Genomic DNA, 22,882 nt, shown 5'->3' on the forward strand with positions numbered 1-22,882 from the left:
ATTGTTCTCTCCCTTTGAACCAAGCTTCTTTTTGCTATTGGCGCGCGACTATAACGGCGAGAGAATCCTCGGCAAGTGGAACTGTATTCAGGAGTGTACGAAGGGGACTAAAGTCTAGCTGCGTAAATACCGGGCAGGACGGAGCGTTATTCCGCACGCAGGCATGCAGATTTCGTCGGCTGGCATGCGAGCGCAGCGCGGCGCGCAAGCGTATCAGGGCCATCGCCGCCGCGGCAGATCGAGTGGCTTGAGCCGGGCAGGATCGAACGGCGCGAGGTCGACATTGCGCGTTGCGCCCTCGACGATCAACTCCGCCAAGGCTTCACCGGTTGCAGGGGCATTCAGGATACCCCAGACACTGTGTCCGGTCGCAACATAGAGCCCTTCATCCTGCGGTACGCGGCCAATCAGCGGCAAGCCGTCCGCCGTCACCGGACGAAAGCAGGCCTGTCTCGCGATGATCTTCTCCGGCCGGAACAGCGGCGATAGTCGCTCCGATATCTGTTGCAGCCATCGGGTGGTGTTCGGCCCGGGCTCCACGTCGGCCGGATCAGTGGGGAAGGCAGAGGTGTCGGGGAAGCCGGTGACATAGGTGCTGCCGTCCGGGCGAGGAAACACCTCGATGCTGGTGGCGTGGCCGTGGATCTCCGTATCCAGAAACAAGGCGTCTGCCGAGACCTTTGTGCCTGTGTCGTACAAAATGCTCGGGCTGTCTTGGGCATAGAGGGCTGGCAGACTCATCCAGCTTGCAGCGAGAAGCGACCAGGGCCCCATTGCGATCACGACGGCATCCGCTTCGATGACATCGTGTTCCACCCCGACGCCCTTGACAGCGCCGCGATCTGCGTCGCGCGCGATGCCAGTAAAGCGGCCATGGCGAAGCTCGGCGCCTTGCGCGATCGCCGCGTTCATCACGGCCGACGTGAACTTTCTGGGATGAACGATCGCGGTCGTCTCGGTCGTGCCGATGCGTTGCGTGAGGACGACACAATCGCTCAGCCAGTCGAGCTCGGACGACGTAGTCCGACGCGGATCGTCATCGGTCGCGACATAGCCGCTATACGCACTCATCGGGCGATAGCCCCAATCGCCGGCGATCTCGCCGGGCAGTTGTGCGTGAAGGGCAAAGCTGCGCCGCGCCAACGTGTCGAGCGGCGTGCCCGCACACCAGTCGCGCGCCAGAAAGCCGCCGGCCTTGCCGGAGGCCGCCGCCGCGACTTCGGTCCGCTCCACGACGATGACTTCGGCGCCGTGGCGGCGGAGGAAGTAGGCGGTGCAGGCCCCGATCACGCCGCCGCCGCAGATCACAACGCGCATGGCTTATCCCTGACGTGGCGCCTATTGTTGCGGAGACAACCTAACTCGAATAGCCGCGTTCCAGCGCCTGGCGTTGTTGATGGCGGTCCAACGCCAGATGGACGAGGCGTGTCAGCAGCTCTCCGTACGGCACGCCGGAGGCCTCCATCATCTTCGGATACATGCTGATCGAGGTGAAGCCGGGCAGCGTGTTGATCTCGTTGAAGCAGAATTCGCCGGTTTGCCGATCGAGGAAGAAATCGACGCGCGCAAGGCCGCCGCATTCGAGCGCCGCGAACACCTGCACCGCGAGCGCGCGCACGCGCGCCATCTGGGCGGCATCGAGCCTGGCCGGAAGATCGACGCGCGCGCCGTCGGGATCCAGATATTTGGCCTCGTAGGAATAGAATTCGTGCTGAGCGTTGGGATTGAGCTCGCTGGCAACGCTCGCAAACAGCGTCTCGCCCTCGAGCACGGCAACCTCGATCTCGCGGGCGTCGATGCCCTGTTCGACCAGCACCTTGAGATCGTAGCGGAACGCATCATCGAGCGCGGGCCCAAGCGCATCCAGCGTCTTCACCTTGTGGATGCCGACACTGGAGCCCATGTTGCACGGCTTGACGAACACCGGCAGGCTCAGGCCCTCGATCGCCCTGGCGAGAGAGGCGGGGCGATCGGCGGCGAAGGCTTTACGCGTCAGCACGCGATAGGGCGCGACCGGAACGCCGGCGAATTCAGCCAGCCGCTTGGCGACGTCCTTGTCCATGCTGATGGCGGAGGCGAGAACGCCCGATCCGACATAGGCGACTTCGGCCAGCTCCAAAAGGCCCTGCGCGGTGCCATCCTCGCACAGGGGACCGTGCATGACTGGAAACACGACGTCGATCTCGATCGGGCCAACTGCGCCTGCGGAAACAGGCATGAGAACGCCGCGTCCGTCAGTGCCTCTGGCGAGCCGCATCTCGGGTGCATCGAGCAGGATCGGCAAGGACGGCTGCGCCGGGTCGATCGCCGCCAGATCGTTCCACTGCCACCGCCCCGTCTTGTCGATGGAAACGGGGATCACCTCGAAGCGCGCACGATCCAGATGCCGAAGCACGGAAGCGGCCGATTTCAGGGAGACCTCGTGCTCGCCGGACCTGCCGCCATAGAGAACAACAACGCGAATTTTGTCTGCCATGCTTCAACTATCACGCGCTTCGCGCGGAAGTCACCTCTTTTGCGTCTATGTTCACCCGTCGATGATGAACATTCGAAACAAGTCGGCGCCGGCGGGGCACGCCGGCGCCTCGTCGCAATTCAGCCTACACCCCCTCAGCCCGGCCCCGCGCCTTGCGTCGCCGTGTACACCGCATAGAGCGACTGGCTCGCGGCCATGAACAGGCGGTTGCGCTTCGGTCCGCCGAAGCAGACGTTGCCGCAGACTTCGGGCAGGCGAATGCGCCCGAGCAGCTTGCCCTCCGGCGACCACACCGTCACGCCGCTATAGCCGACCGCGCGGCCGGCATTGCTGGAGGCCCACACATTGCCGTTGACGTCGCAGCGCACGCCGTCCGGCCCGCACTTCACGCCGTCGATCATGAAGTCGCTGAACCTCTTCTGGTTCGAGAGCTTGTTGTCGCTGCCGACATCGAACACGAAGACTTCGCCCTTGCCGCCGGCGCCGGTGTCGCCGGGGCCCTTGCCGGTCGAGACCACGTAGAGCTTCTTGTAGTCGGGCGAGAAGCAGAGGCCGTTCGGGTCGGGCACCTGATCTTCGGTGACGACGAGATCGACGCGGCCTGAGGGGTCGATGCGATAGCAGTTGGTCGGCAGCTCGCGCTTGCCGGGTGCGAAGCCGGCCGGCTGCCCGATCTTCGGATTGAGCTTGCCGGCCGCATTGCTCGGTCCGCCCGGGCCGTCGGGCTCGCCCTCGTAAAGCTGGCCGCCATAGGGCGGATCGGTGAACCAGTAGCTGCCGTCAGGATGGGCGACGACATCGTTCGGCGAGTTCAGCTTCTTGCCGTTGTAATTGTCGGCGAGCACGGTGGCGGTGCCATCATGCTCGTAGCGCGTCACCCGCCGGGTCAGGTGTTCGCAGGACAGCTGGCGCCCCTGGAAATCGAACGAGTTGCCGTTGGAATTGTTGGAGGGCATGCGGAATACGCTGACATGGCCGTCATCCTCGCTCCAGCGCATCTGCCTGTTGTTGGGAATGTCGCTCCAGAGCAGATAGCGTCCTTGCGCGCTCCACGCCGGGCCTTCCGCCCACAACAGACCGGTATAGAGCCGCTTGATCGCGGTGTTGGGCTGCGCGAGGTCCTCGAAGGAGGGATCGACCGCGATGATGTCGGGGTCCCAGAAATAAGTGGTCGGCGCGCCGCGGGGGCCGAAGTCGCGCGGCGGCGTGGTGATCGTCGTCGGCGGGGCGGCAGGGCCGTTCTGGGCGAGCGCTGTGCCCGTGCCGGCCATCGTGGCCGCGGCTCCGAGCGCAAGGCCCTGAACCAGCGTTCGTCGTGAAAGCGCAGCATCCTGCTCACGCGGCTGTTGGCGTGTCATTCGCGTCCTCCCGGATCATATTGGCTGGCCGGTTGATCCGGCCGAGCAGGTGCAAGGTTAGTCTGGTCCGCGCCTGGTTGCGAGAGGAAGGTTCGCATCCTCTACGAGATAATCTGGCGTGTCGAGGTCGAAACATGGCCGCATTGCGGCCGCGTTTGGGCGGCTGGCAGTGCGTTCTGTCTCTGCAGTTCGCGGGAAGCGAGCTTCGCTCATGTCAAGCCTTGACCTCGCATGCGATGCTTCGCAAAAACTGTTTGGGGCGAAAGGTCGGAGTTGGTTGTGGAAGTTGTCATATTGAGCGTGCTGCTCGGGATTGCGTTTGCGGCGGGCTATCTCCTGCGCGATCAGCAGTCTCGTAAACGTCGTGCGGAAGCCCGCCGTTGGAGCGGCTACGCGCAACCGGATTGGCTGAACGCCAATGCGCCCGCCAACACAAACGACGCGACCGCCGCCAATCAGATTGCACATGCGGCTACCGGCGAGCTTGGTCAACTCGGTCTGATGCTGGATCGCTGGGAGAGCAGGGCCCGCGCGCGCCGGGTGGGATAGGCTCGGCTCGCACATTGGTTGGTTCGTAGCCCGGATGGAGCGCAGCGCAATCCGGGGGCGTGCCACAAACACGAGCTGTCCCGGATTGCGCTGCGCTTCATCCGGGCTACAAGCAAAACATCCCACAGTTCGGTAAACCACCCCTTGAGATATTCCGCTTTGCCGAAATTCGGATTTGTCGTGTATGCTGCTGTGCGGTCTCTTTGCGCTACATCTTCGCGCAGCAGACCGCGGGTGCCTGCCGGCACTTGGCCTTCCCTGCACCCTCTGTTTTGAGAGGGGCGAGACAAGGAAAGCAAAGCTCGGGCGAAACGCGCCGCGGGGACGCGAAGACGTGTCTATATTGAAATGCGCATTGGACGATCGCGATGCCGCCTCACACTCCGTCATTGCGAGCGCAGCGAAGCAATCCAGAATCTTTCCGCGGAGGGATTTCTGGATTGCTTCGTCGCAAGGGCTCCTCGCAATGACGAGTGGAGAGAGTATGGCAGCGTTGGACGCTGCAGCGCGTCCGGGGCACGGAGAGCGCCCCCAATAAGGTCAGCCCCCCTGACCATCTTTTGGCGTTGCAGTTGCTGCCATTTGTCGTCTAGAAACGGTGCACCGAGCCTCCCGGCAACCAACCGTCAACGGTTTTGACCGAGGATTTGGGGCTCAAAAGGGTCTGGCAATGCTGATTCGCGGCCAAATCGATGGGATTTCTGGGGAGGTGGCTCTGGCCGCCGCCGCGATCCCGGCCGCGCTGCCCACCCTGCTTCTTGGCGGGCTTCTTCTTAGCTGCCCCTGAGGGCCGGCTGGGCGCTGCGCGCCTGGGCACTCAGGGGTTGGTCGAGATCACCGGACACCTCAGGCGCCCATAAGACTGACGGCGCGAAAGCTCAAAAGGAATTTAGAATGGCCTCCGTGAACAAGTCCGACAAGGACCGCGTCATCATTTTCGACACCACCTTGCGCGACGGCGAGCAATGCCCCGGCGCCACCATGACCTTCGAGGAGAAGCTCGAGGTTGCCGAACTGCTGGATGATATGGGCGTCGATGTCATCGAGGCCGGCTTCCCGATCACCTCCGAGGGCGACTTCCAGGCGGTGAGCGAGATCGCCCGCCGCTCCAAGAATGCCGTCATCGCCGGCCTGTCCCGTGCGCACCCGGCCGACATCGACCGTTGCGCGGAGGCCGTGAAGTTTGCAAAACGCGGCCGCGTCCACACCGTGATAGCGACCTCGCCGCTGCATATGCGGGTGAAGCTGAACAAGACCCCGGAAGAGGTGATCGAGACCTCGGTCGCGATGGTCGCGCGCGCCCGCAACCAGATCGACGACGTCGAATGGTCGGCCGAAGACGGCACCCGCAGCGAGATGGATTATCTGTGCCGCATCGTCGAGGCCGTCATCAAGGCCGGCGCGACCACGGTGAACATCCCCGACACCGTCGGCTACACGGTGCCGGAGGAATACACCCACTTCATGAAGACGCTGATCGAGCGCGTGCCGAACTCCGACAAGGCCGTGTTCTCGGTCCACTGCCATAACGACCTCGGCATGGCGGTGGCGAATTCGCTGGCCGGCGTCGTCGGCGGCGCCCGCCAGGTCGAATGCACTATCAACGGCATCGGCGAGCGTGCCGGCAATGCCGCGCTCGAAGAGATCGTGATGGCGATCAACGTGCGCAACGACAAATTCCCCTACTGGAACAAGATCGACACCACGCAGCTGACCCGCGCCTCGAAGGTGGTGTCGGCCGCAACCTCGTTCCCCGTCCAGTACAACAAGGCGATCGTCGGCCGCAATGCGTTCGCGCATGAGAGCGGCATCCATCAGGACGGCGTGCTGAAGGATGCCTCGACCTACGAGATCATGCGGCCCGAGATGGTCGGCCTGAAGCAGTCCTCGCTGGTGCTGGGCAAGCATTCCGGCCGTCATGCCTTCGTGCACAAGCTGGAGGAGATGGGATACAAGCTCGGCCCGAACCAGCTGGAAGATGCGTTCACGCGGATGAAGGCGCTCGCCGACCGCAAGAAGGACATCTATGACGAGGACATCGAGGCGCTGGTCGATGAGGAGATGGCCGCCTCGCACGACCGCATCAAGCTGACCTCGCTGACCGTGATCGCCGGCACTCATGGCCCGCAGCGCGCGACCATGAAGCTCGATGTCGACGGCCAGATCAAGATCGAGGAAGCCGAGGGCAACGGTCCTGTTGATGCGGTATTCAACTGCATCAAGCGCCTGGTGCCGCACGAGGCCAAGCTCGAACTGTATCAGGTCCACGCCGTGACCGAAGGCACCGATGCGCAGGCGGAAGTGTCGGTGCGGCTGTCGCAGGAGGGGCGCTCGATGACGGCCCGCGCGGCGGATCCGGACACGCTGGTGGCGTCCGCCAAAGCCTATCTCGGCGCCCTCAACAAGATCGTCATGAAGCGCCAGCGCGACACCGTGACGACGGCCGCGGCGAGCTGACAAGCAAAGCTTGTCATTCCGGGGCTCGCGCAGCGAGAACCCGGAATCTCGAGATTCCGGGTTCGATGCTGACGCATCGCCCCGGAATGACGGCTCGCATTCATCACGAATAGCTGCCCTGCGAACGGCCAATAGCGGCTCGATGCGCGAGCCGCTATTGGTGCTGTCGGCATAAAGATCGGCCGTCCGCGCACGGGCGGCCCAAACAACAACAGGGAGAGATTATGCGCAGCTTCGCGATCGCGGCGTCCGTCGCGGCACTGGCACTTGGCCTTGCCGGCCAGGCCAGCGCCGACCCGATCATCATCAAGTTCAGCCACGTGGTTGCGACCGACACGCCGAAGGGCAAGGCGTCGGAAAAATTCAAGGAGCTCGCCGAGAAGTACACGAACGGCAAGGTCAAGGTCGAGGTCTACCCGAACTCGACGCTGTACAAGGACAAGGAGGAGCTCGAAGCGCTGCAGCTCGGCAGCGTGCAGATGCTGGCGCCGTCCAACTCCAAGTTCGGCCCGCTCGGCATCCGCGAGTTCGAGGTGTTCGACCTGCCCTATATCCTTCCTGATCTGAAGACGCTGCGGAAGGTGACGGAAGGCCCGCTCGGTGCAAAGCTGCTCAAGCTGCTCGAGCCGAAGGGCATCACCGGCCTTGCCTATTGGGACAACGGCTTCAAGCAGATGAGCGCCAACAAGAAGCTCATCGCGCCAGCTGACTACCAGGGCGTCAAGTTCCGCATCCAGTCCTCGCGTGTGCTGCAGGCCCAGTTCAAGGCGCTCGGCTCGCTGCCGCAGGTGATGGCGTTCGGCGAGGTCTATCAGGCGCTGCAGACCGGCGTGGTCGATGGGCAGGAGAACACCTGGTCGAACATCTATACCCAGAAGATGCACGAGGTGCAGAAGTACATCACCGAGACCAATCACGGCTATATCGGCTACGTGGTGATCGTGAACAAGAAGTTCTGGGACGACCTGCCGGCCGACATCCGCGACCAGCTCGCGAAGGCGATGAAGGAAGCGACCGATTTCAACAACGCGCAGTCGCAGAAGGAAAACGACGACGCGCTCGCCGAGATCAAAAAGAGCGGCAAGAGCGAAATCATCAAGCTGACGAGCGAGCAGGACGAAGCGATGCGCAAGGCGATGGAGCCGGTCTACAAGGACGCCGCGAGCCGCGTCGGCCAGCCGCTGATCGACGAATTCCAGAAGGAAGCCAAGAGCACTACTAATTAACAGCACGACAAACCAGTCTGGATGAACGATGGATGAGGCTTCCGTGCGAGCCGCACGGAAGCTCTTTGTTGCGAATGATTTCCGGTTGCGGCTGAACCAAGATTAATAGGCGTTAGATCCCGTAAGAACGGGCCTTCCTGTCCAAGTTGTAAGTTGCGCACCGGCCTTCCGACGCTCATCTTCAGCGTATCCTTCCAGAGGAGGTTCGGATGAGGAAGTTTACCATCGCCGCCATCGCCGTGCTCAGCATCGCCGGCTCGGGCGCGGTCTATGCCCAATTTCATCGCCCGTGGATGGAGCATTTCCACCACATCCGCATGAACCCGGAAGACCGCGCGGCCCTGGTCGACGCGCGCATTGCTGCCGTCCATGCCGGCTTGAGGCTCAACGCCGATCAGGAGAAGCTGTGGCCGCCGGTCGAGGCCGCGGTGCGCGACTTCGCCAAGCTGCGGCTCGACCGCGCCAATGCGCGGATGAATGGTCCCGGCGACCCCGACAAGCCGGATGACCCCGTCGCCCGCCTGCGCCAGCGCGCCGAAGACATGGGCGCGAGCTCGGCAGCCCTGAAGAAGATCGCCGATGCCGCCGATCCGCTCTACAAGAGCCTCGATGACGGCCAGAAGCGTCGCCTTGCCCTGCTGACCCGCCATCGCGGCCCGTTCGGCGGCGGCGAAGACGGCCCGCCCCACCGTTTCAGGGAGCGCATGGACCGCATGATGGATCACGGCATGGACCACATGCGCGGCGGCGACCGGGACGAGGGCGCCGACCGGGAAGGCCGGCTCTGAGCGGACCGGGATTTCCGGGGCATTAACCTCTGCGAAGCCGCTGGAATCCAGCGGCTTTTCGCCTTTCCGGGGGCTGTGGAAGAACCTTGGAAAACATGCCTCGCATCGCTTGCCAGACCCGGATCGCTTTGCTAAACGACCGGCCTCGCAAGGCATTGACCGCCTTTCGGGCGCATAGCTCAGTTGGTAGAGCAGCTGACTCTTAATCAGCGGGTCCCAGGTTCGAGCCCTGGTGCGCCCACCACCCTTAAGAGATTGGCCCGCAAGGGCTTTTTTAAATTCCTCGGCAGAACAAACCGGTCTCGTGCGACGCTTTTAATGGTCGCACGCCGTGCGACGAGTCGGATAATTAGGTCTCCCGCTGAAACGCGCAGCCAAATGAGACCTACCGGTGTGCGTTTAGCTCTTCATGCCCTCCTTCCGCACCTGCAATTCAAGCCTGTCGATACCGGAATCGGCGCGAGCCGCATTGCGGGCGCGGTAGTGCTTCACGATAGTCTGCGCGCTTCGGTATGAATGCCCAGTGATGTCGCAGATCGTCAGCAAGTCGCAGCCAGCCCGATCGAGAAGCATGACGCAGGTATCGCGTAGGTCTTGGGCCGAAATTAGCCCTAGCAAACTGCTAGGGCTAAACGGATGGAAGATTGCACGCGGCGTGAATCTGTGTCGCATGTTCGTCAGCGTGCGCTAGGATCGCTCGTCAGAACGACGCGCCGCTGCCATCGGCGGATGCTCAGGTGCTCGCGCTGACCCAGCCGAAGATCACCATCACAACGCAGCACAGAAAGACGAACGCCTGCCCGCTCATCTCCATCCAGTAGCGAACCGGCGATGTGTCCCGTTCGTAGACGGGCCTCGGCAGCCACACGTCGATCACCCAGTCTAGAATGGTCGAACTGTGATAGAAGCTCCTGATCTTCCTGTCGCCATAGCCGGCCCGCAGCGTGCGGAGGCAATCGACGGCCAGATAGAGGCCGAACAGGCGCGCAGCGATCTCGTAAAGGAAGAACTGCATAGAACGTCCGTTTGTCAACCATCGGTGGCCGGTGCCGTCGTGCCGCCGATCGGTAGGGTCAAGGCACAGGCGCGGACATCGCACCCGGCTCTTAGTGTGGCCGTATCCAGTGTCGGTTCAAACTGCCAGGGAATGATCGTCGTTCCGGTCGGGAGCGATCACCCCAGGCACGGGTCGATTTCGATTTTTCAGATTGGCCAATCTCCAAAACGGCTTGCTTCATGAATTGAATAGGCCGTTCTCAGTGGGTACGGCTTAAGATGCTTCTGCGCCTGTGGGCGCCGTCAGCCTGATGCACCGCCTGTCGTTGCCCGACTTCGAGGAGGCCCATCTCCTCCTGCAGCCGCTGATCGATCGCGGCGTGCGTCATCCGCTTCCCGTGGCCTGGCTCGGCACCTGGCACGTCTTGCGGGTCTCGCAGGGCTGGTCCGAGGATCCGCAGCGCGACACCTATCTCGCGTCAGAGTGCACCAAGCGTGCGCTCGACATGGATCCTGACAATTCGCTGGCCCTTGCTGTCAACGGGTTCGTGCACATCAATCTCCTGAAGAAGTTCGACCTTGCCGAGAATTCCTACGAGCGTGCCCTGGCCGCCAATCCGAGCAACGCGTTCGCTTGGCTGCTGAAGGGTACACTGCACGCTTTCAAGAGCAAGGGAGAGCAGGCGGTCGAGCATACCGAGCGCGCGCTGGCGCTGTCGCCGCTCGATCCGCACCGCTACTTCTACGATTCGCTGGCCGCCACCGCTGCCGCCGCCGCCGGCAAGTACGAGCGCGCGCTCGAACTGGCGCAGCGGTCGTTCAAGGCCAATCGCAAGCACACCTCGACGCTGCGCGTCATGACGGTCGCGCAATGGCTGCTCGGCCAGCACGACGATGCGCACAAGACGGTGCAGGAGCTGTTGAGGCTGCAGCCGACTATGACGGTCAGCGGCTGGTTGAAAGGTTCTCCCGCCGCGTCATACGAAATCGGACGGCAGGCTGCGGAAGTGTTTCGTCGAGCGGGAGTACCCGAGTGACGCAAAAAGATGATATCGCTTCTGCAACCGAGGACGCCTGCCTCAAGGCGACCGGGCTGTAAATCGGCGCCGAACCACGATTCCTTCGCTGCCATCTGAATCAACGACTTAGCGCGCCGATCGGCGCAGGGACCCCACGCCGATTAACACTTCAAGACCATTGCGAATTTCCGCAAGGACGATGGCAAGGCCATGGTGCTATGACATCTCCTGATGACAACCTTTCGGCAAAGCGAAACATGAGCAATCCGCAGATTGACGCAGCGCGGCAAGGTGCCGGTCTTCGATTAGAAGTGCTGTGAAAAAGTTGATCCGCGTGAGTCTGGTTTCGGTCGAAAGTTCGGATAAGCTTGCGACAGTTGCCGAAAGAACAAAAGTCCTTGGGAGGAAATGATGCTCGACACCACCCCTAACGCGCGCATCCAGGCCTTTCTCGACAAATTCGAAGCGGCGCTTGTGGCAGGCGACGTGGATGCCGCCGTAGCGATGTTCGCACCCGAGTGCTACTGGCGCGACCTCGTTGCCTTCACCTGGAACATCAAGACCATGGAAGGTCGCGATCAGATCCGCGAGATGCTCAACTCTTGCTTGGCGCACGCAAAGCCACGCAGCTGGAAAATAGCCGACGAGGAAAGCGCTACTGAAGCCGACGGAGTGACCGAATGCTGGATCTCGTTCGAAACCGAGGTCGCTCGCGGCTACGGTCTAATCCGTCTCCAGAACGGCCAGATTTGGACGCTTTTGACGACGATGGTCGAACTGAAGGGTTACGAGGAGAAGGCGGGCTTCACCCGGCCGCTTGGCGCCCGCCACGGCGTCAATCCAGGCGCCAAAACCTGGAAAGAATTGCGGGACGAGGAAACCGAGCAGCTCGGCCTTAAAACACAGCCGTACGTGCTCATCATCGGCGGCGGCCAGGGTGGCATCGCACTCGGCGCGCGGTTGCGCCAGCTCGGCGTGCCCACCATCATCGTCGAGAAGAACGCCCGTCCCGGCGACTCCTGGCGCAACCGCTACAAGTCGCTCTGCCTGCATGACCCGGTCTGGTACGATCATTTGCCCTACATCGACTTTCCGAAGAACTGGCCGGTGTTTTCGCCCAAGGACAAGATCGGCGACTGGCTGGAGATGTACACCAAGGTCATGGAGCTGAACTACTGGACCGGCACCACGGCCAAACACGCTGACTGGAACGACGCCAAAAAAGAATGGACGGTCCTCGTCGAGCGCGATGGCAAGGAGATTACGCTCAACCCGAAGCAGCTTGTTTTTGCGACCGGCATGTCCGCCAAGCCGAACATGCCGCAATTCAAGGGCATGGATACCTTCAAGGGTGAACAGCACCATTCCTCGCGCCACCCAGGTCCCGATCACTACAAGGGCAAGAAGGTAGTCGTGATCGGCTCGAACAACTCGGCACATGACATCTGCGCCGCGCTGCACGAGGCCGGCGTCGACGTGACCATGGTGCAGCGCTCGACGACCCATGTCGTGCGCTCGGATTCGCTGATGGCATCCATCGCCGACCTCTATTCAGAGCGCGCCGTCCGCGGTGGCATGACGACAGCCAAGGCCGACCTGATCTTCGCCTCGCTGCCTTACAAGATCCTGCATCAGTTGCAGAAGCCGGTTTATGACAAGATCCGCCAGGATGACGCCGATTTTTATGCAGGGTTGACGAGAGCCGGTTTCCGGCTCGACTTCGGCGACGACGATTCCGGCCTGTTCATGAAGTACCTGCGTCGCGGCTCGGGCTATTACATCGACGTTGGCGCCTCGCAGCTCATCATCGACGGAAAGGTCAAGCTGGTCGCAGGCCAGGTCGAGGAAATCACGCCCAGCGGTGTCAAACTCGACAACGGAAGAGAGCTGCCTGCCGATGTGATCGTCTATGCTACGGGCTACAGTTCGATGAACGGCTTTGTCGCCGATCTGATCAGCCGGGAAATGGCCGACAGGGTCGGCAAGGTCTGGGGACTAGGCTCGAATACGACCAAGGATCCCGGCCCATGGGAAGGCGAGCAGCGCAACATGTGGAAGCCCACACAACAGGAGGGGCTATGGTTCCACGGCGGCAATCTGCACCAGTCGCGTCACTACTCGCAGTTCCTGTCCCTACAGTTGAAAGCTCGCTATGAGGGCATCCCGACCCCCGTCTATGGCCTGCAAGCCGTCCATCACAAGGCATAAGGCTTCGTAGCATACGGTTGTCTTCGCGGTTTGACGTGGCCCATGGCTGCATGGGCCTGGCAAGCTCGTGCGCCCATGGCGGCACGTCGGCGGCTGGCTCGTTCATCCAAACCCTCACGATGGTCGATGTCGCCACCGGCTGGACGGAGTGCCTGCCGTTGCTAACGCGGGAAGGTTCGCTCGTCGTCGAGGCGATCAACCGCGCCAGAAGCTGGACTATTTCTGGCAGCACCACCTCGGCAACTACCTGAAATACATGACGGAGCAGTATGGCGCCTGAGCCGGCGATGACATTCGGGGCAAGAGAGTCAAGCTTCCACGCGACCAGGCCGGCGCCGCGACGTACAGTCTGTTACGCCGCTTTCTGTAACTTGATCCCGGGGCGCAGCCCGGCGCGTTGCGCAAGCCGGACCAGCATGCTCAGGCTGAACCGGTTGATCTTTCCGTTCTTGATCTCCGATGTCCGGCCTGAGTGACGCCGACGCAACCAGACCGTTATGAGCGGCTGAATGTTGGTCAGCTCCTATTATCTCTTGCGATTTTTTTCGTTCACGCAGTTTCTGGTGCGAATCTGGTGCGGTGCTCCGAAACCCGCCCGAAGGCCCTGAGTCGGCGATCGGCAGCGGTTGGTAGCGCAAACCTTCAGATGAACTCGCAAATTGCAGAAGAGTCCAAGGGCGGACCAAATCGGCCATGATTGCTTTCACGATTGGCCTTTTGCGGTCATGTCGGCCCGGGTCTGGAGTCCGATCTCATCCGCCCCTCCAGGCATGGGCCGGACAACGGCGCGCGCTTAATGGGCGCTTAATGCTTTTGCGCAACAGATAGATCACCAGCGCGGAAGTCCAAGTTACGAATGCGAGCCGAGCTCCCGAGGAGGGGAATCGGATGGGACTGATTTTTGTCGGAGTGCTGGCAGGAATCCTGATCGGCTTTGGCTGGTTCGCGCCTTCCCGAGGGTATTTCCTCGGGTGCGCGTCACGACCCTGTTTCGACAGGGGCGCCGTCGCCCAACCCGCGCGACCAATGCCGACGGCGTTGGCGCAAGAGCCTGCGGTGGTCAGATCGAATTCCGCAACGCCGTCAAAGCCCGGCAGGACTTCATCTCGGAAGAAACGCGGATCGGCCGACCTTGCCAAAGCGGCGTCCCCGCGGACGACGATCAGCGTCCCGGCACCGGAGCGGACTGCGGAAAAGTCGGATCCTGCTCTGGACAAGGCGAAGGTTGCGATCGCGACGCAGTTGGGGGATCCGGAAACGGTCGAACTCAGCGACGTGAAGCGCGCAATGCGAAAGAACATACTTGGCCGTCGCGTGGATACGATTTGCGGGCGCGTGAAAGGAAGAAGCGCGTCAGGCGGCGAGACTGGAGAGAGGCCGTTTCTATATCTCGTGAAGGAGGATGAAGCATATGTCGTCGACGGCAAGTCAGGGTCGGCGGCCTCAACTGCGTATCGAAATATCTGCAATTAGGTGATGCGTCGACTGAGCCACCGCGCGGTATACGCAAAAATGATTTGAGGGGAAAGAATTTCCACCCAGGTGTCAAGCGATCCAGCAGTGGATGCGGCACTACCTCTCGTGATGATGCATTCGGGATGAATGCAGCTGCAGGGGAGACGCAATACGGAATGGGAATATCGCGGAAATTCTTTTCATCTCGAGGACATCATGCACGACATAACCAACACTTCAAAACGGCTCAATGAATCGCTTCACTTGCCGGTTCTGGTGATCATCGAGCCGCTCCTGTTGCCTCGTACATGCATTCTGCACGTCCTCAGGAGGGAGTTGGACGAAGTTGAGATCCTTGACATGGCAACGGTCCAAGGCCTGGACTGCACGTCAGCCCGCGATGTTCGTCTGGTGATGCTGAGTATCGCGAACAAGCCGATCGGCGATCCCTCGGTTGAGGACGATCTCGCCTTCGTTGCGGAGTGTTGTCCCAACGCCGCTACTGTGGTCCTGTCAAACCATGACGACGAGCCGACCGTGCAGGCCGCGATGCAGCGGGGCGTGCGTGGCTTTCTTTCCACGTCGCTGCCCATCGAGATCGCGGTAGCTGGCCTGCGCCTTGTTCTTGTCGGCGGCGCCTACAGGCCGTTGTCCGTGGCCGGGATGAACAGGATACCGGATTTCGAGCCGCCGGATGTCCGCGCGCTTGCGCCCTCATATCTGATGGGCGAGGGAACCAGAGTGGCTATCGACAGGAGGGTGACCGATATCACGCCTCGCGAGCAACAGGTTCTGGCGGAACTGGAACTCGGCCTGCCCAACAAGCTGATCGCCGCCAAATTGGGCCTCTCGGAAAGCACAGTCAAAATGCACATTCAGCATATCATGAGGAAATGTGCTGCGCACAATCGCACGGAAGCCGTCCTCCGCTGGCGCGGCCGGTTGCCCGCGCAGAGTCGCGATCATGACCCCGGCGCGGCTCCCATGCACGAGACTTAGTCCTCTCTGAATGCGCCACGGAAGCTGTCGAGCAGGGGCCTGAGCGCGTAGAGAGCCACGGTGCCGCGTCCTGTCGTGATGAACACTTGAACCGGCATGCCGGGGAGGATCTGGATGTCGTTAGCGACGATCTGCCCGTCGTCGATCCGAACCCTGGTCGCGTAGTATGGCTGGTCGGTGCGCTTGTCGAGGAGCCGGTCTGCGGATACGTGCACGACGGTTCCCTTCAGGCGAGGCACGCGACGCTGATTATACGGTACGAGGTAAACTTCGGCACTGAGGCCGGGATGAACTACATCGATGTCCTCGGGCCTCAGGCGCGCGGTTACGATGAGACGGTCTTGCCGGGGCACCAGGTCCATGAGCGGAGCACCCGCTCCGATGACGCCGCCGGATGTATGAACCCGCAGATCGGTTATCACACCGTCCTCGGGCGCCTTGACCTCCGTTCGCGATAGCTGATCCCTGGCCGCAAGCAACCGCTCGCGAAGCTGGAACATCTGGCTCTGTGCTTCACGAAGCGACTGTGCGATCTCGTTCTGTCTCTCGCTCTCGAGCTTGAACAATGTGGCCTGCTGTTCGCTGATGACCTGCCCGGCGCGGGAAATCTGCGCGGTGATCTCGCCGCGGCGGCCCTCGACGTCGGCCAGCTCCCGCTGCAGGTTCAGGAGCCGCGGCCGCCGTTCGAGTCCCTTGTTGACGAGGGTCGCGACCATATCCAGTTCCTCCCGGACGATGTCGACCCGCTGCCCGGTGGCGGTTTCCTGAGCCTTGAGACCTTCGATCTCCTTCTCGACTTGACGCCTTCGTTCGCGAATGACCGCAAGCTGCGACTCGTGAACCTGCAGGCGCGCCTGGAAAATGAACTGCTGCGCCGACACCGCAGCGGCGGCCACGCCGCTCTGCCTGCTGTCCTGTTCCAGCGCGTCCGGAATTGCGATCCTCTCGAATCTCTGCTGCTCGGCTTGAAGCCGAGCGGCACGAGCAGCTGCATCCCAAAATTGGCCTTGAAGACTTTGCACCTCCGAGCTCGCCCTAGTGTCCTCCAGCGCGACCAGTGTTTGGCCGCTGCGCACGATATCGCCATCCGAAACCAGGATCTTGCTGATGATACCGCCTTCCAGATGCTGGATCGTCTTGCGGCTCGATTCCGATTCCACGACGCCGGAGGCGATCGCGGCGCTCTCGAGCGGCGCGAGGCTCGCCCATGTCCCGAGCCCCAGCATGAAGCAGAGCACCAGCAGATTGCCCGCGACGGTGATACCGCGAAGCCTTCCGCGCGGAGAGGTCGGCGTGGGCGTCGAGCACCACGGAAATTCCAGAGGCTCGAAATCATCGATTGCGGTCACCACGACGCCAAATCGCCGGGCGGGCGGCGGGCTCGCCGGCGCTCGCATGAGCTGGTCCCAGATCACGGGAAGCCTCGAGACGGCGGGAAGCTTCCAGGTGGTGAGAGAGTTCCAGATCATGGCGCAATCTGCGAAGTAACCTGGGGGCGGCTCAGGTGCCGTTCGAAGATGTCCTCGCTGTCGCCGAACGCGGCGACCGCACCGTCCTCCATGATGGCAATCTTGTCCGTAGCGGCGAGAAGACCCGTCCGGTGAGTGATGACGACAAGGATGACGCCTGCGAGCTTCATGCGCTCGATGGCATCAAGGAGCAATCGCTCGCCCCCGTAGTCAAGGCTGGCGTTGGGTTCGTCGAGAACGATGAGGCGCGGACTGCCGAAGAAGGCGCGGGCAAGACCGAGGCGCTGCCGATACCCGCGCGAGAAGGTTGCTTCGCTCTGAACCACCGTGTCGTAACCCTCCGGCAGGCGCATGATCGCCCCATGGATTCCGGCGAGCTTGGCCGCTTCGACGACCTTCCGCCGGTCGGCATCTTCAAGGCGTGCGATGATGTCGTTGATGGTGTCGCCGATCAGGTTGATGTCCTGTGGGAGATATCCGAGGCGGTCGCCGTTTCGGCCCTCGCGAAGCAGCGGGACGTCGGTATTGTCGAGGAGGACACGGCCATGCGTCGGCATCGACAGCCCAGCGATCACTTGGCCGAGCAAGGACTTGCCTGACCCGGACGGACCGATAATGCCAAGGCATTCTCCGGGCATGAGGCTGAACGAGACGCTGTTCAGCAGAAGATGGTTGGTCCCCGCAAGCCACACGCTGACATTATCGACGACGAGGCCGCTTCGCGCCTGCGGCGGGAGAGCCACGGCGCTCTCTTGCCGCGCTACGGGGAATGCGGCGAGAAGTTCGCCGAGCCGCTGACAGGCGCTCACCGCCGTCACGAGTGATTTCCAGCCTGCGACCGCACTTTCGGTCGGCGCGAGCGCCCGGCTGAACATCAGCGTAGCAGCAAAGATGATTGCCGGACTCTTCCCGTGATCGAGGACGAGCCACGCGGCAGCCCCCATGATCAGGACCTGCGACAGCGCACGAACCGGCTTGGTGGCCAGTGAGACGATCTCGCCTCGACGGAGTGCCACATCGTGCTCTCTGCGGGCGTGCTGCGCGTCACGGTGGATCATGCGCGCAGCGCTATCGAGCATTCCCATGGCACGGATCATGTGGATGTTGCTCGCTGCAGTCTGGAGGCGGCCGCAGCTTCTGGACAGCGCGGCACCGGATCTGAGCAGAACGTCTTCCGTGACCAGCTCTCCGGCAACCGTGAGCGCGAACAGGAAGGCGACGCAGCAGGCGCCCACCACGCCAAGCAGGGGATGGATCAGAAACAGGACAAGGAGGAACAAGGGCGCCCAGAGCGCATCGAACAGCATCGGACATGCGCCGGACTCGACGAACTGGCGCAGCACGGTGAGATCCCGATACGCGCCAGAAGCTCGCGTCCAATCGCTGCGGAGCGCCGATTCGAGGCCTGCCGAAAGCACGCAAGGACGAAGGCGATCGTCGAGCCAGGCGCCAAGGCGTCCAAGGACGGCGCGCCGCAATGCATCGAGTACGCCGCCGACGACCACCGTGATCGCGACAATGAGTGTGAGCAGGAGCAAGGTGTCGCCGCTCCGGCTCGACAACACCCGGTCGTAGATCTGGAGAAGATAGATGGAGGGCGCAAACAGAAGCAGGTTGTAGCTGCAGCTATATGCGAATACGAGACCGAGCGGTCCCGCGCAGGACCGGAGGGCCGCGTGCAGTGGCGTCCCGATCTGCGGCAGGATAGGCAACCGAATGGGCGGCATCAGCATGATCGTCACCGCCTGAAATCGAGGTCCGGCGTAGTTCACCGATGGCCAACACCATCTGCCAACGGTATCAGCGGGGTATTAACTCGAACTTCAGGACCGGTGGCGGTGGCCACCGATCCTGCACAGTCGGACGAGCCGGTGGTCAGAACGTATCGAGGTGGAAGCTCACTTCTCCGCCCAGCGCGGCGTTGCCGTCTCCGCCATTTCCGCCGGTGCCGGCCACGACTTCCTGGTGCTGGTCCACCGAGACCTTGTTGATCTGGGTCGCATCCGTATTGGCGTATACCTTGGAGGTATCGTAACCGCTGTAGGACTTCTGGCTTCCGTTCGACTCGGCGTCTCCGCCATGGGCCTTCGAAAACCACGAGGCCGTCGCCTTGGCGCCGCCGGCGTCCCAATCTGCCGTCTGCTTGACGTGATCGCCGGTGTTCACGTGCACGTCGGCACCGACCGCCTTGTTGGTCGGATCGAAGTTGAGCGTCGGCTTGCTGATGATAGCGCCCTTGAAGCTGCCGTCACCGCCATTTCCGACGTTCTGACCACCGGTGCTGATCGATTTGAATTCGATCGAGTCCGAAATGTGGATCGCTTTGGGCATCATGTGTGCCTCCCTCTGTTGGCTTTCGTGCATCATCCATCCCGATCAGGCGGACGCGCGCGGCAAGTCTGATCCGCCCACGCGCGGTGGCGATAGATGCCAAATCGGACACCATCCGGCTTGGTCGACCTACGTACGAAAGTATAACATTCGTCGCGCAACATCGGAGTTCGAAGCATCCAGGAGGGCCCGCAGGGCGAGCTTGCATGCGCAGAGCATCGACGCAGTTCGCGATCGGACCTGTGCGAGCGGCGTGATGTTTCGCTAACCCATCAGGTGAAGATCCGACAGAAAATGTGCGGAAAGATCGCCACCCAGCGCGAGATTGCCGTGGCCGCCGTCCCCGCCAACACCGGCGATCTGGACCGCACTCTGGTCGATGTGCACGTTGTTGACCTGATCGGCCACGGCCGTCGAATGGGGACCTGCAATTGCGATATTGATGGGTGCATAGATCGCGACGCTGACATCGACCAGGCTGCCGGCAAAATATCCGTTGCCGCCATTGCCTGCGCCGTTCGAACCGGTCGCGATCGTGTCGGAGCCGCCCCACAGGCCATGGGAAAGCAGGCTTGCATGGCCGCCCGTCGCGGCGTTGCCGTTGCCGCCGTGCCCGCCAATGCCGGCGATCTGAATGATGGATTGATCCACGTAGGCGTCGTTGGTCTGGACCGAATGAGTGTTGGAGCCATAGCCCGCGACTGCGATGTTGATCGGGTCGTAAACCACGACGGAGGAATGAACGAGACCGCCGTAGAATGCGCCGTCACCACCATTGCCGGCCTGACTTCCGCCGGTGTGAACGTCCGGGACGCCCCCTCCGTTGCTTGATCCCCAACTGGGGTCGAGCGTCATGACGCTGCCGCCGGCGGCCACGTTGGCATTTCCGCCGCTTCCGCCGATGCCCGCGATCTGAGTGGCCGATTGATCGATGTGGACCGTGTTCGATTGGCTTGCCTGCGCAGTGCCGCCCGAGCCCGCCACGCCAATATTGATCGGATGGTAGATCACCACGGGAGCGTCCACCAATGCACCCGAGAAATAACCGCTGCCCCCATTTCCGGCGCCGTTGTCGCCGCTCGCGATCACGCCGGAGCCTGAGGACGTACCTATGCTCCCTCCCAATGCAATGTTGCCATTGCCGCCATGGCCGCCGACGCCGGCCATTTGAAAGGCGGATTGATCGACATTCAAATTGTTGGACTGGTCGGCCAGGGCGACCGAGCCGTATCCCAAACTCACCGAGATGTTGATCGGTTCATAGATCAACAGGGACGCGTGAATGATACTTCCGTAAAAGTAGCCATCTCCGCCGTTCCCGGCCGTGTTGGCTCCGCTCTCGGCTATAGCAATTCCCATCGCCGAATGTGATGCGCTGGAGGCGGGCATGGTGGACGAAACATCCAGGCTCGCCGCAGCGTGGTTACCGGCGTGGCCGCCCGTGTCCTGGGTATTCGGGCTAGCGGGGGCCGCTGCAGGACCAGCAAATTGACTTGCAAACGGGTCGGGACCGCCGACCGCGGCGGTCAGGAACGGGGCGCTCGGTGCCGGACCCGCCTCATCGTCACCAGCGTACCCATCGTGCCGATGAGGCGCGTGATGCAGCCGGATCCCATCCGACATCCGCGAAAAATCCATCGTAGCCTCCCTCATCACAATCGCTCCACGCAATCGGACGGGTTCTACACTTCAGACAGAATGTCATCCCGGGAAGGTCGAAAGCCCAGTCGTCAGTTCGGATATGGCGCTTCGTCTAGCAGCCGTAACATCGGCTACATCCGTTCGGGTAAAGCCCCCCGGTCGCGGACGTCGATCGATGCGCACAGAAAGACGGCAGAGCAATATCGGCAAGATCGTGAAATTTCCAGTTTCGGAATCGAACTGAGATACATAGCCAGTCGGACAGTCCAGCGCAGACCACACGAACTCAGGCGCAACCAGCCCATCGTCGGCGGCGAGAGAGGCGTCAGGCACGGCACGCCGCTGCCGAAGATGTTGTTGCGGCTCCAGACCGGCCCAAGCGAGCGCAGACCGGCGGCGTAGAGGACTTCGAGCAGATGCAAATCCTCGTCGATCGCATCTGCGCCCTCGAGATGAAGGATCACGGCGAGTGACTGGCGATTGATCGCGGCTTCAATGTCGGACGATGTCGTGCAAAGCGCGACCCGTCCGTTCGATCTGCGGATGACACGTGTCAAGGTGGCAATCATCGCGAATATTGGAGGCCGGGCCTCGCCCAGCGTCAATCGCGGTGGCATGTCGAGAGCGTAGCTTTCTTCGGTCATGTTGTTGAAGTCGATTGGAGCCGCTACCGAGGGCGAATAGAGCGCAAAGAAGCCGCCGACAAAGTGCCCTGGTGCCGCCTTTGGCAGGTCGATATGACCTTTTGGTCCACCACCGAGAAACTCACCGACAGGATCATCTGACGTTGATCTCAACAGACGCAGGAGCGCGTCATTGTGGCCATCAAACGTTTTGATCGGAGTCCGCATGTGCCGATGCTCTTGTTCGTGCTTGGATGTGTGAGGTTCGCCATCGAAGCTCAATTCGGTAAGCGATAATAGAAGCAAGCTCGGCATCGGCACGTTACCCGTAAGGCAACGAACAATCCGTATGTCGGCACGCGAGCAGCGATCACGAGCCACCACTACGCGCGGAGGGCATAGCCAGCGTCGATGCCTCCAATCGACGCCATAGGTCTCCGCGAGGTGTGGGCGCCCGCCTAGATCATCACCTATCCAACCTCAGGAGATATCTATGCGCAAAATACGCCTGCGGTGCGGTCAACGTCATCGCCTTGTCAGACGGCACGGTGCCGCAGGACCTGCATGCCCTGCTGACCAACACCACTCAAGCGACCCCGAATGGTTGGCTGCCTCCGTGGGGCCTGACTGCGCTGGTCGCACGGACCGGCCCGATACGGGCTCGCCGCCTGACCTGGGGCGCGATGCCGATCGACGGCATCGAGGCCGCGCGCATCGGACTGGTCGACGACGTGGTCGAGCCGGGCAAGGCACTCGCTCACGCGATCGTCGTCGCCGAGGGACTTGCGGCCGTTCCGCGCGAAGCGCTCGCCTCGACCAAGCGGTTCTACGAACCCTTGATCATGGCTGATGCGGAGCGCCTGGACGAAGTCGCCTCGAGAGAATTCGCGTCGAACTGCGAATCTCCGAGCTCGATCAGGACATTTGAACGTTTCATGGTGAAGGCGTGAGCAAGATCGTTGATGCTGCGACTGCGGTCGCCTCTATTCCGAACGGATCCACTGTTGGCTGCGTGGGCGTGATCGGCTGGGTGACGCCGGATGCGCTGTTGCGAGCGCTGGGCGAGCGGTTTCGAAAGACGTCAGGTCCGAGTGCTTTGACTTTCTATTTCCCCGTGGGAACGGGCGATGCCCAGGGCATCAAGGGAATGGACCACGTTGCGCAAGAAGGCTTGATGAAGCGCATTGTCTCCGGCTCCTATATCAACCCGGTCGATCCAACGACCGGCAAGCGTCCTGAACTGATGCGCTTGATCCGCGAAAACAAGGTCGAAGCCTATTCGTAGCC

20 protein-coding genes and 1 tRNA gene are annotated in these 22,882 nt (G+C 62.0%); 12 read left to right on the forward strand and 9 right to left on the reverse strand.

What is annotated here, in order from left to right:
• Positions 1-213: 213 nt before the first annotated feature.
• The 3 genes from ACNJX9_RS12360 to ACNJX9_RS12370 all read right to left on the reverse strand — a co-directional run bounded on the left by ACNJX9_RS12360 (position 214) and on the right by ACNJX9_RS12370 (position 3,834).
• Positions 214-1,317 (reverse strand): NAD(P)/FAD-dependent oxidoreductase, encoded by a 1,104-nt coding sequence (locus ACNJX9_RS12360; RefSeq protein WP_439409020.1) that lies wholly within the window; start codon positions 1,315-1,317, stop codon positions 214-216.
• Positions 1,318-1,357: 40 nt separating this feature from the next.
• Entirely contained in the window at positions 1,358-2,476 is a 1,119-nt protein-coding gene (locus tag ACNJX9_RS12365; protein WP_439409022.1) for a D-alanine--D-alanine ligase family protein, read from the reverse strand.
• 134 nt (positions 2,477-2,610) lie between these two features.
• The gene (locus tag ACNJX9_RS12370) at positions 2,611-3,834 is read right to left on the reverse strand and encodes an SMP-30/gluconolactonase/LRE family protein (protein ID WP_439409023.1); all 1,224 of its coding nucleotides are present in this window, start codon (positions 3,832-3,834) and stop codon (positions 2,611-2,613) included.
• Between the two features lie 231 nt (positions 3,835-4,065).
• On the opposite strand from ACNJX9_RS12370, the gene ACNJX9_RS12375 reads away from it, so the two are divergent.
• The 5 genes from ACNJX9_RS12375 to ACNJX9_RS12395 all read left to right on the forward strand — a co-directional run bounded on the left by ACNJX9_RS12375 (position 4,066) and on the right by ACNJX9_RS12395 (position 9,098).
• Positions 4,066-4,383, forward strand: coding sequence for a hypothetical protein (locus tag ACNJX9_RS12375; RefSeq protein ID WP_439409025.1), 318 nt, complete (start codon positions 4,066-4,068; stop codon positions 4,381-4,383).
• An 894-nt stretch (positions 4,384-5,277) separates the two neighbouring features.
• Positions 5,278-6,840, forward strand: coding sequence for a 2-isopropylmalate synthase (locus ACNJX9_RS12380; protein WP_057750443.1), 1,563 nt, complete (start codon positions 5,278-5,280; stop codon positions 6,838-6,840).
• 224 nt (positions 6,841-7,064) lie between these two features.
• Entirely contained in the window at positions 7,065-8,066 is a 1,002-nt protein-coding gene (locus ACNJX9_RS12385) for a TRAP transporter substrate-binding protein (RefSeq protein ID WP_057750440.1), read from the forward strand.
• A gap of 209 nt (positions 8,067-8,275) precedes the next feature.
• Positions 8,276-8,854 carry a Spy/CpxP family protein refolding chaperone gene (locus tag ACNJX9_RS12390; RefSeq protein WP_057750437.1) on the forward strand — a complete coding sequence of 193 codons (579 nt, stop codon included), beginning with the start codon at positions 8,276-8,278 and terminating at the stop codon, positions 8,852-8,854.
• Positions 8,855-9,022: 168 nt separating this feature from the next.
• Positions 9,023-9,098 (forward strand) — tRNA-Lys (locus tag ACNJX9_RS12395).
• Between the two features lie 489 nt (positions 9,099-9,587).
• On the opposite strand, the gene ACNJX9_RS12400 is transcribed toward ACNJX9_RS12395, so the two are convergent.
• Positions 9,588-9,869, reverse strand: coding sequence for a hypothetical protein (locus ACNJX9_RS12400; protein WP_439409027.1), 282 nt, complete (start codon positions 9,867-9,869; stop codon positions 9,588-9,590).
• Between the two features lie 274 nt (positions 9,870-10,143).
• Between ACNJX9_RS12400 and ACNJX9_RS12405 the strand changes: the two genes are divergently transcribed.
• The 5 genes from ACNJX9_RS12405 (at position 10,144) to ACNJX9_RS12425 (ending at position 15,531) form a co-directional block, all read left to right on the forward strand.
• The gene (locus ACNJX9_RS12405; protein ID WP_439409029.1) at positions 10,144-10,887 is read left to right on the forward strand and encodes a tetratricopeptide repeat protein; all 744 of its coding nucleotides are present in this window, start codon (positions 10,144-10,146) and stop codon (positions 10,885-10,887) included.
• A 393-nt stretch (positions 10,888-11,280) separates the two neighbouring features.
• A complete protein-coding gene (locus ACNJX9_RS12410; RefSeq protein ID WP_439409031.1) occupies positions 11,281-13,077 on the forward strand; it encodes an NAD(P)/FAD-dependent oxidoreductase in 1,797 nt (598 codons plus the stop codon).
• 50 nt (positions 13,078-13,127) lie between these two features.
• Positions 13,128-13,328, forward strand: a complete 201-nt coding sequence (locus ACNJX9_RS12415; protein ID WP_439409033.1) for a hypothetical protein — start codon at positions 13,128-13,130, stop codon at positions 13,326-13,328.
• 637 nt (positions 13,329-13,965) lie between these two features.
• Positions 13,966-14,550: a hypothetical protein gene (locus ACNJX9_RS12420; protein ID WP_439409034.1), complete on the forward strand. Its 585-nt coding sequence runs from the start codon at positions 13,966-13,968 to the stop codon at positions 14,548-14,550.
• Positions 14,551-14,679: 129 nt separating this feature from the next.
• Positions 14,680-15,531, forward strand: a complete 852-nt coding sequence (locus ACNJX9_RS12425; RefSeq protein ID WP_439409036.1) for a LuxR C-terminal-related transcriptional regulator — start codon at positions 14,680-14,682, stop codon at positions 15,529-15,531.
• Here ACNJX9_RS12425 and ACNJX9_RS12430 read toward each other — a convergent pair.
• The 5 genes from ACNJX9_RS12430 to ACNJX9_RS12450 form a co-directional block, all read right to left on the reverse strand.
• Positions 15,528-16,946 (reverse strand): HlyD family type I secretion periplasmic adaptor subunit, encoded by a 1,419-nt coding sequence (locus ACNJX9_RS12430; RefSeq protein WP_439409037.1) that lies wholly within the window; start codon positions 16,944-16,946, stop codon positions 15,528-15,530. The two genes, ACNJX9_RS12425 and ACNJX9_RS12430, sit on opposite strands and share 4 nt — an antisense overlap.
• Positions 16,947-16,996: 50 nt before the next feature.
• The gene (locus ACNJX9_RS12435; RefSeq protein ID WP_439409039.1) at positions 16,997-18,733 is read right to left on the reverse strand and encodes a type I secretion system permease/ATPase; all 1,737 of its coding nucleotides are present in this window, start codon (positions 18,731-18,733) and stop codon (positions 16,997-16,999) included.
• A gap of 142 nt (positions 18,734-18,875) precedes the next feature.
• Entirely contained in the window at positions 18,876-19,334 is a 459-nt protein-coding gene (locus tag ACNJX9_RS12440; protein ID WP_439409041.1) for a hypothetical protein, read from the reverse strand.
• Between the two features lie 261 nt (positions 19,335-19,595).
• On the reverse strand, positions 19,596-20,969 hold the full coding sequence (locus ACNJX9_RS12445) for a hypothetical protein (protein ID WP_439409043.1): 1,374 nt from the start codon (positions 20,967-20,969) through the stop codon (positions 19,596-19,598).
• A gap of 134 nt (positions 20,970-21,103) precedes the next feature.
• On the reverse strand, positions 21,104-21,823 hold the full coding sequence (locus ACNJX9_RS12450; RefSeq protein WP_439409045.1) for a dipeptidase: 720 nt from the start codon (positions 21,821-21,823) through the stop codon (positions 21,104-21,106).
• A 305-nt stretch (positions 21,824-22,128) separates the two neighbouring features.
• Between ACNJX9_RS12450 and ACNJX9_RS12455 the strand changes: the two genes are divergently transcribed.
• Complete coding sequence (locus ACNJX9_RS12455) at positions 22,129-22,545, forward strand: enoyl-CoA hydratase/isomerase family protein (RefSeq protein ID WP_439409047.1); 417 nt, start codon at positions 22,129-22,131, stop codon at positions 22,543-22,545.
• Positions 22,542-22,880 carry a hypothetical protein gene (locus tag ACNJX9_RS12460; protein ID WP_439409049.1) on the forward strand — a complete coding sequence of 113 codons (339 nt, stop codon included), beginning with the start codon at positions 22,542-22,544 and terminating at the stop codon, positions 22,878-22,880. Before ACNJX9_RS12455 ends, ACNJX9_RS12460 begins: the two co-directional genes overlap by 4 nt.
• Positions 22,881-22,882: the final 2 nt, after the last annotated feature.

This window comes from Bradyrhizobium sp. BLXBL-03, from assembly GCF_051853015.1.
GTDB lineage: Bacteria > Pseudomonadota > Alphaproteobacteria > Rhizobiales > Xanthobacteraceae > Bradyrhizobium > Bradyrhizobium manausense.

Coding starts and splice junctions, on each gene's coding strand:
- ACNJX9_RS12360 (WP_439409020.1), bottom strand. CDS start 1,317: ATGCGCGTTGTGATCTGCGGCGGCGGCGTGATCGGGGCCTGCACCGCC.
- ACNJX9_RS12365 (WP_439409022.1), bottom strand. CDS start 2,476: ATGGCAGACAAAATTCGCGTTGTTGTTCTCTATGGCGGCAGGTCCGGC.
- ACNJX9_RS12370 (WP_439409023.1), bottom strand. CDS start 3,834: ATGACACGCCAACAGCCGCGTGAGCAGGATGCTGCGCTTTCACGACGA.
- ACNJX9_RS12375 (WP_439409025.1), top strand. CDS start 4,066: ATGCGATGCTTCGCAAAAACTGTTTGGGGCGAAAGGTCGGAGTTGGTT.
- ACNJX9_RS12380 (WP_057750443.1), top strand. CDS start 5,278: ATGGCCTCCGTGAACAAGTCCGACAAGGACCGCGTCATCATTTTCGAC.
- ACNJX9_RS12385 (WP_057750440.1), top strand. CDS start 7,065: ATGCGCAGCTTCGCGATCGCGGCGTCCGTCGCGGCACTGGCACTTGGC.
- ACNJX9_RS12390 (WP_057750437.1), top strand. CDS start 8,276: ATGAGGAAGTTTACCATCGCCGCCATCGCCGTGCTCAGCATCGCCGGC.
- ACNJX9_RS12400 (WP_439409027.1), bottom strand. CDS start 9,869: ATGCAGTTCTTCCTTTACGAGATCGCTGCGCGCCTGTTCGGCCTCTAT.
- ACNJX9_RS12410 (WP_439409031.1), top strand. CDS start 11,281: ATGCTCGACACCACCCCTAACGCGCGCATCCAGGCCTTTCTCGACAAA.
- ACNJX9_RS12415 (WP_439409033.1), top strand. CDS start 13,128: ATGGGCCTGGCAAGCTCGTGCGCCCATGGCGGCACGTCGGCGGCTGGC.
- ACNJX9_RS12420 (WP_439409034.1), top strand. CDS start 13,966: ATGGGACTGATTTTTGTCGGAGTGCTGGCAGGAATCCTGATCGGCTTT.
- ACNJX9_RS12425 (WP_439409036.1), top strand. CDS start 14,680: ATGCAGCTGCAGGGGAGACGCAATACGGAATGGGAATATCGCGGAAAT.
- ACNJX9_RS12435 (WP_439409039.1), bottom strand. CDS start 18,733: ATGCTGATGCCGCCCATTCGGTTGCCTATCCTGCCGCAGATCGGGACG.
- ACNJX9_RS12440 (WP_439409041.1), bottom strand. CDS start 19,334: ATGATGCCCAAAGCGATCCACATTTCGGACTCGATCGAATTCAAATCG.
- ACNJX9_RS12445 (WP_439409043.1), bottom strand. CDS start 20,969: ATGGATTTTTCGCGGATGTCGGATGGGATCCGGCTGCATCACGCGCCT.
- ACNJX9_RS12450 (WP_439409045.1), bottom strand. CDS start 21,823: ATGCGGACTCCGATCAAAACGTTTGATGGCCACAATGACGCGCTCCTG.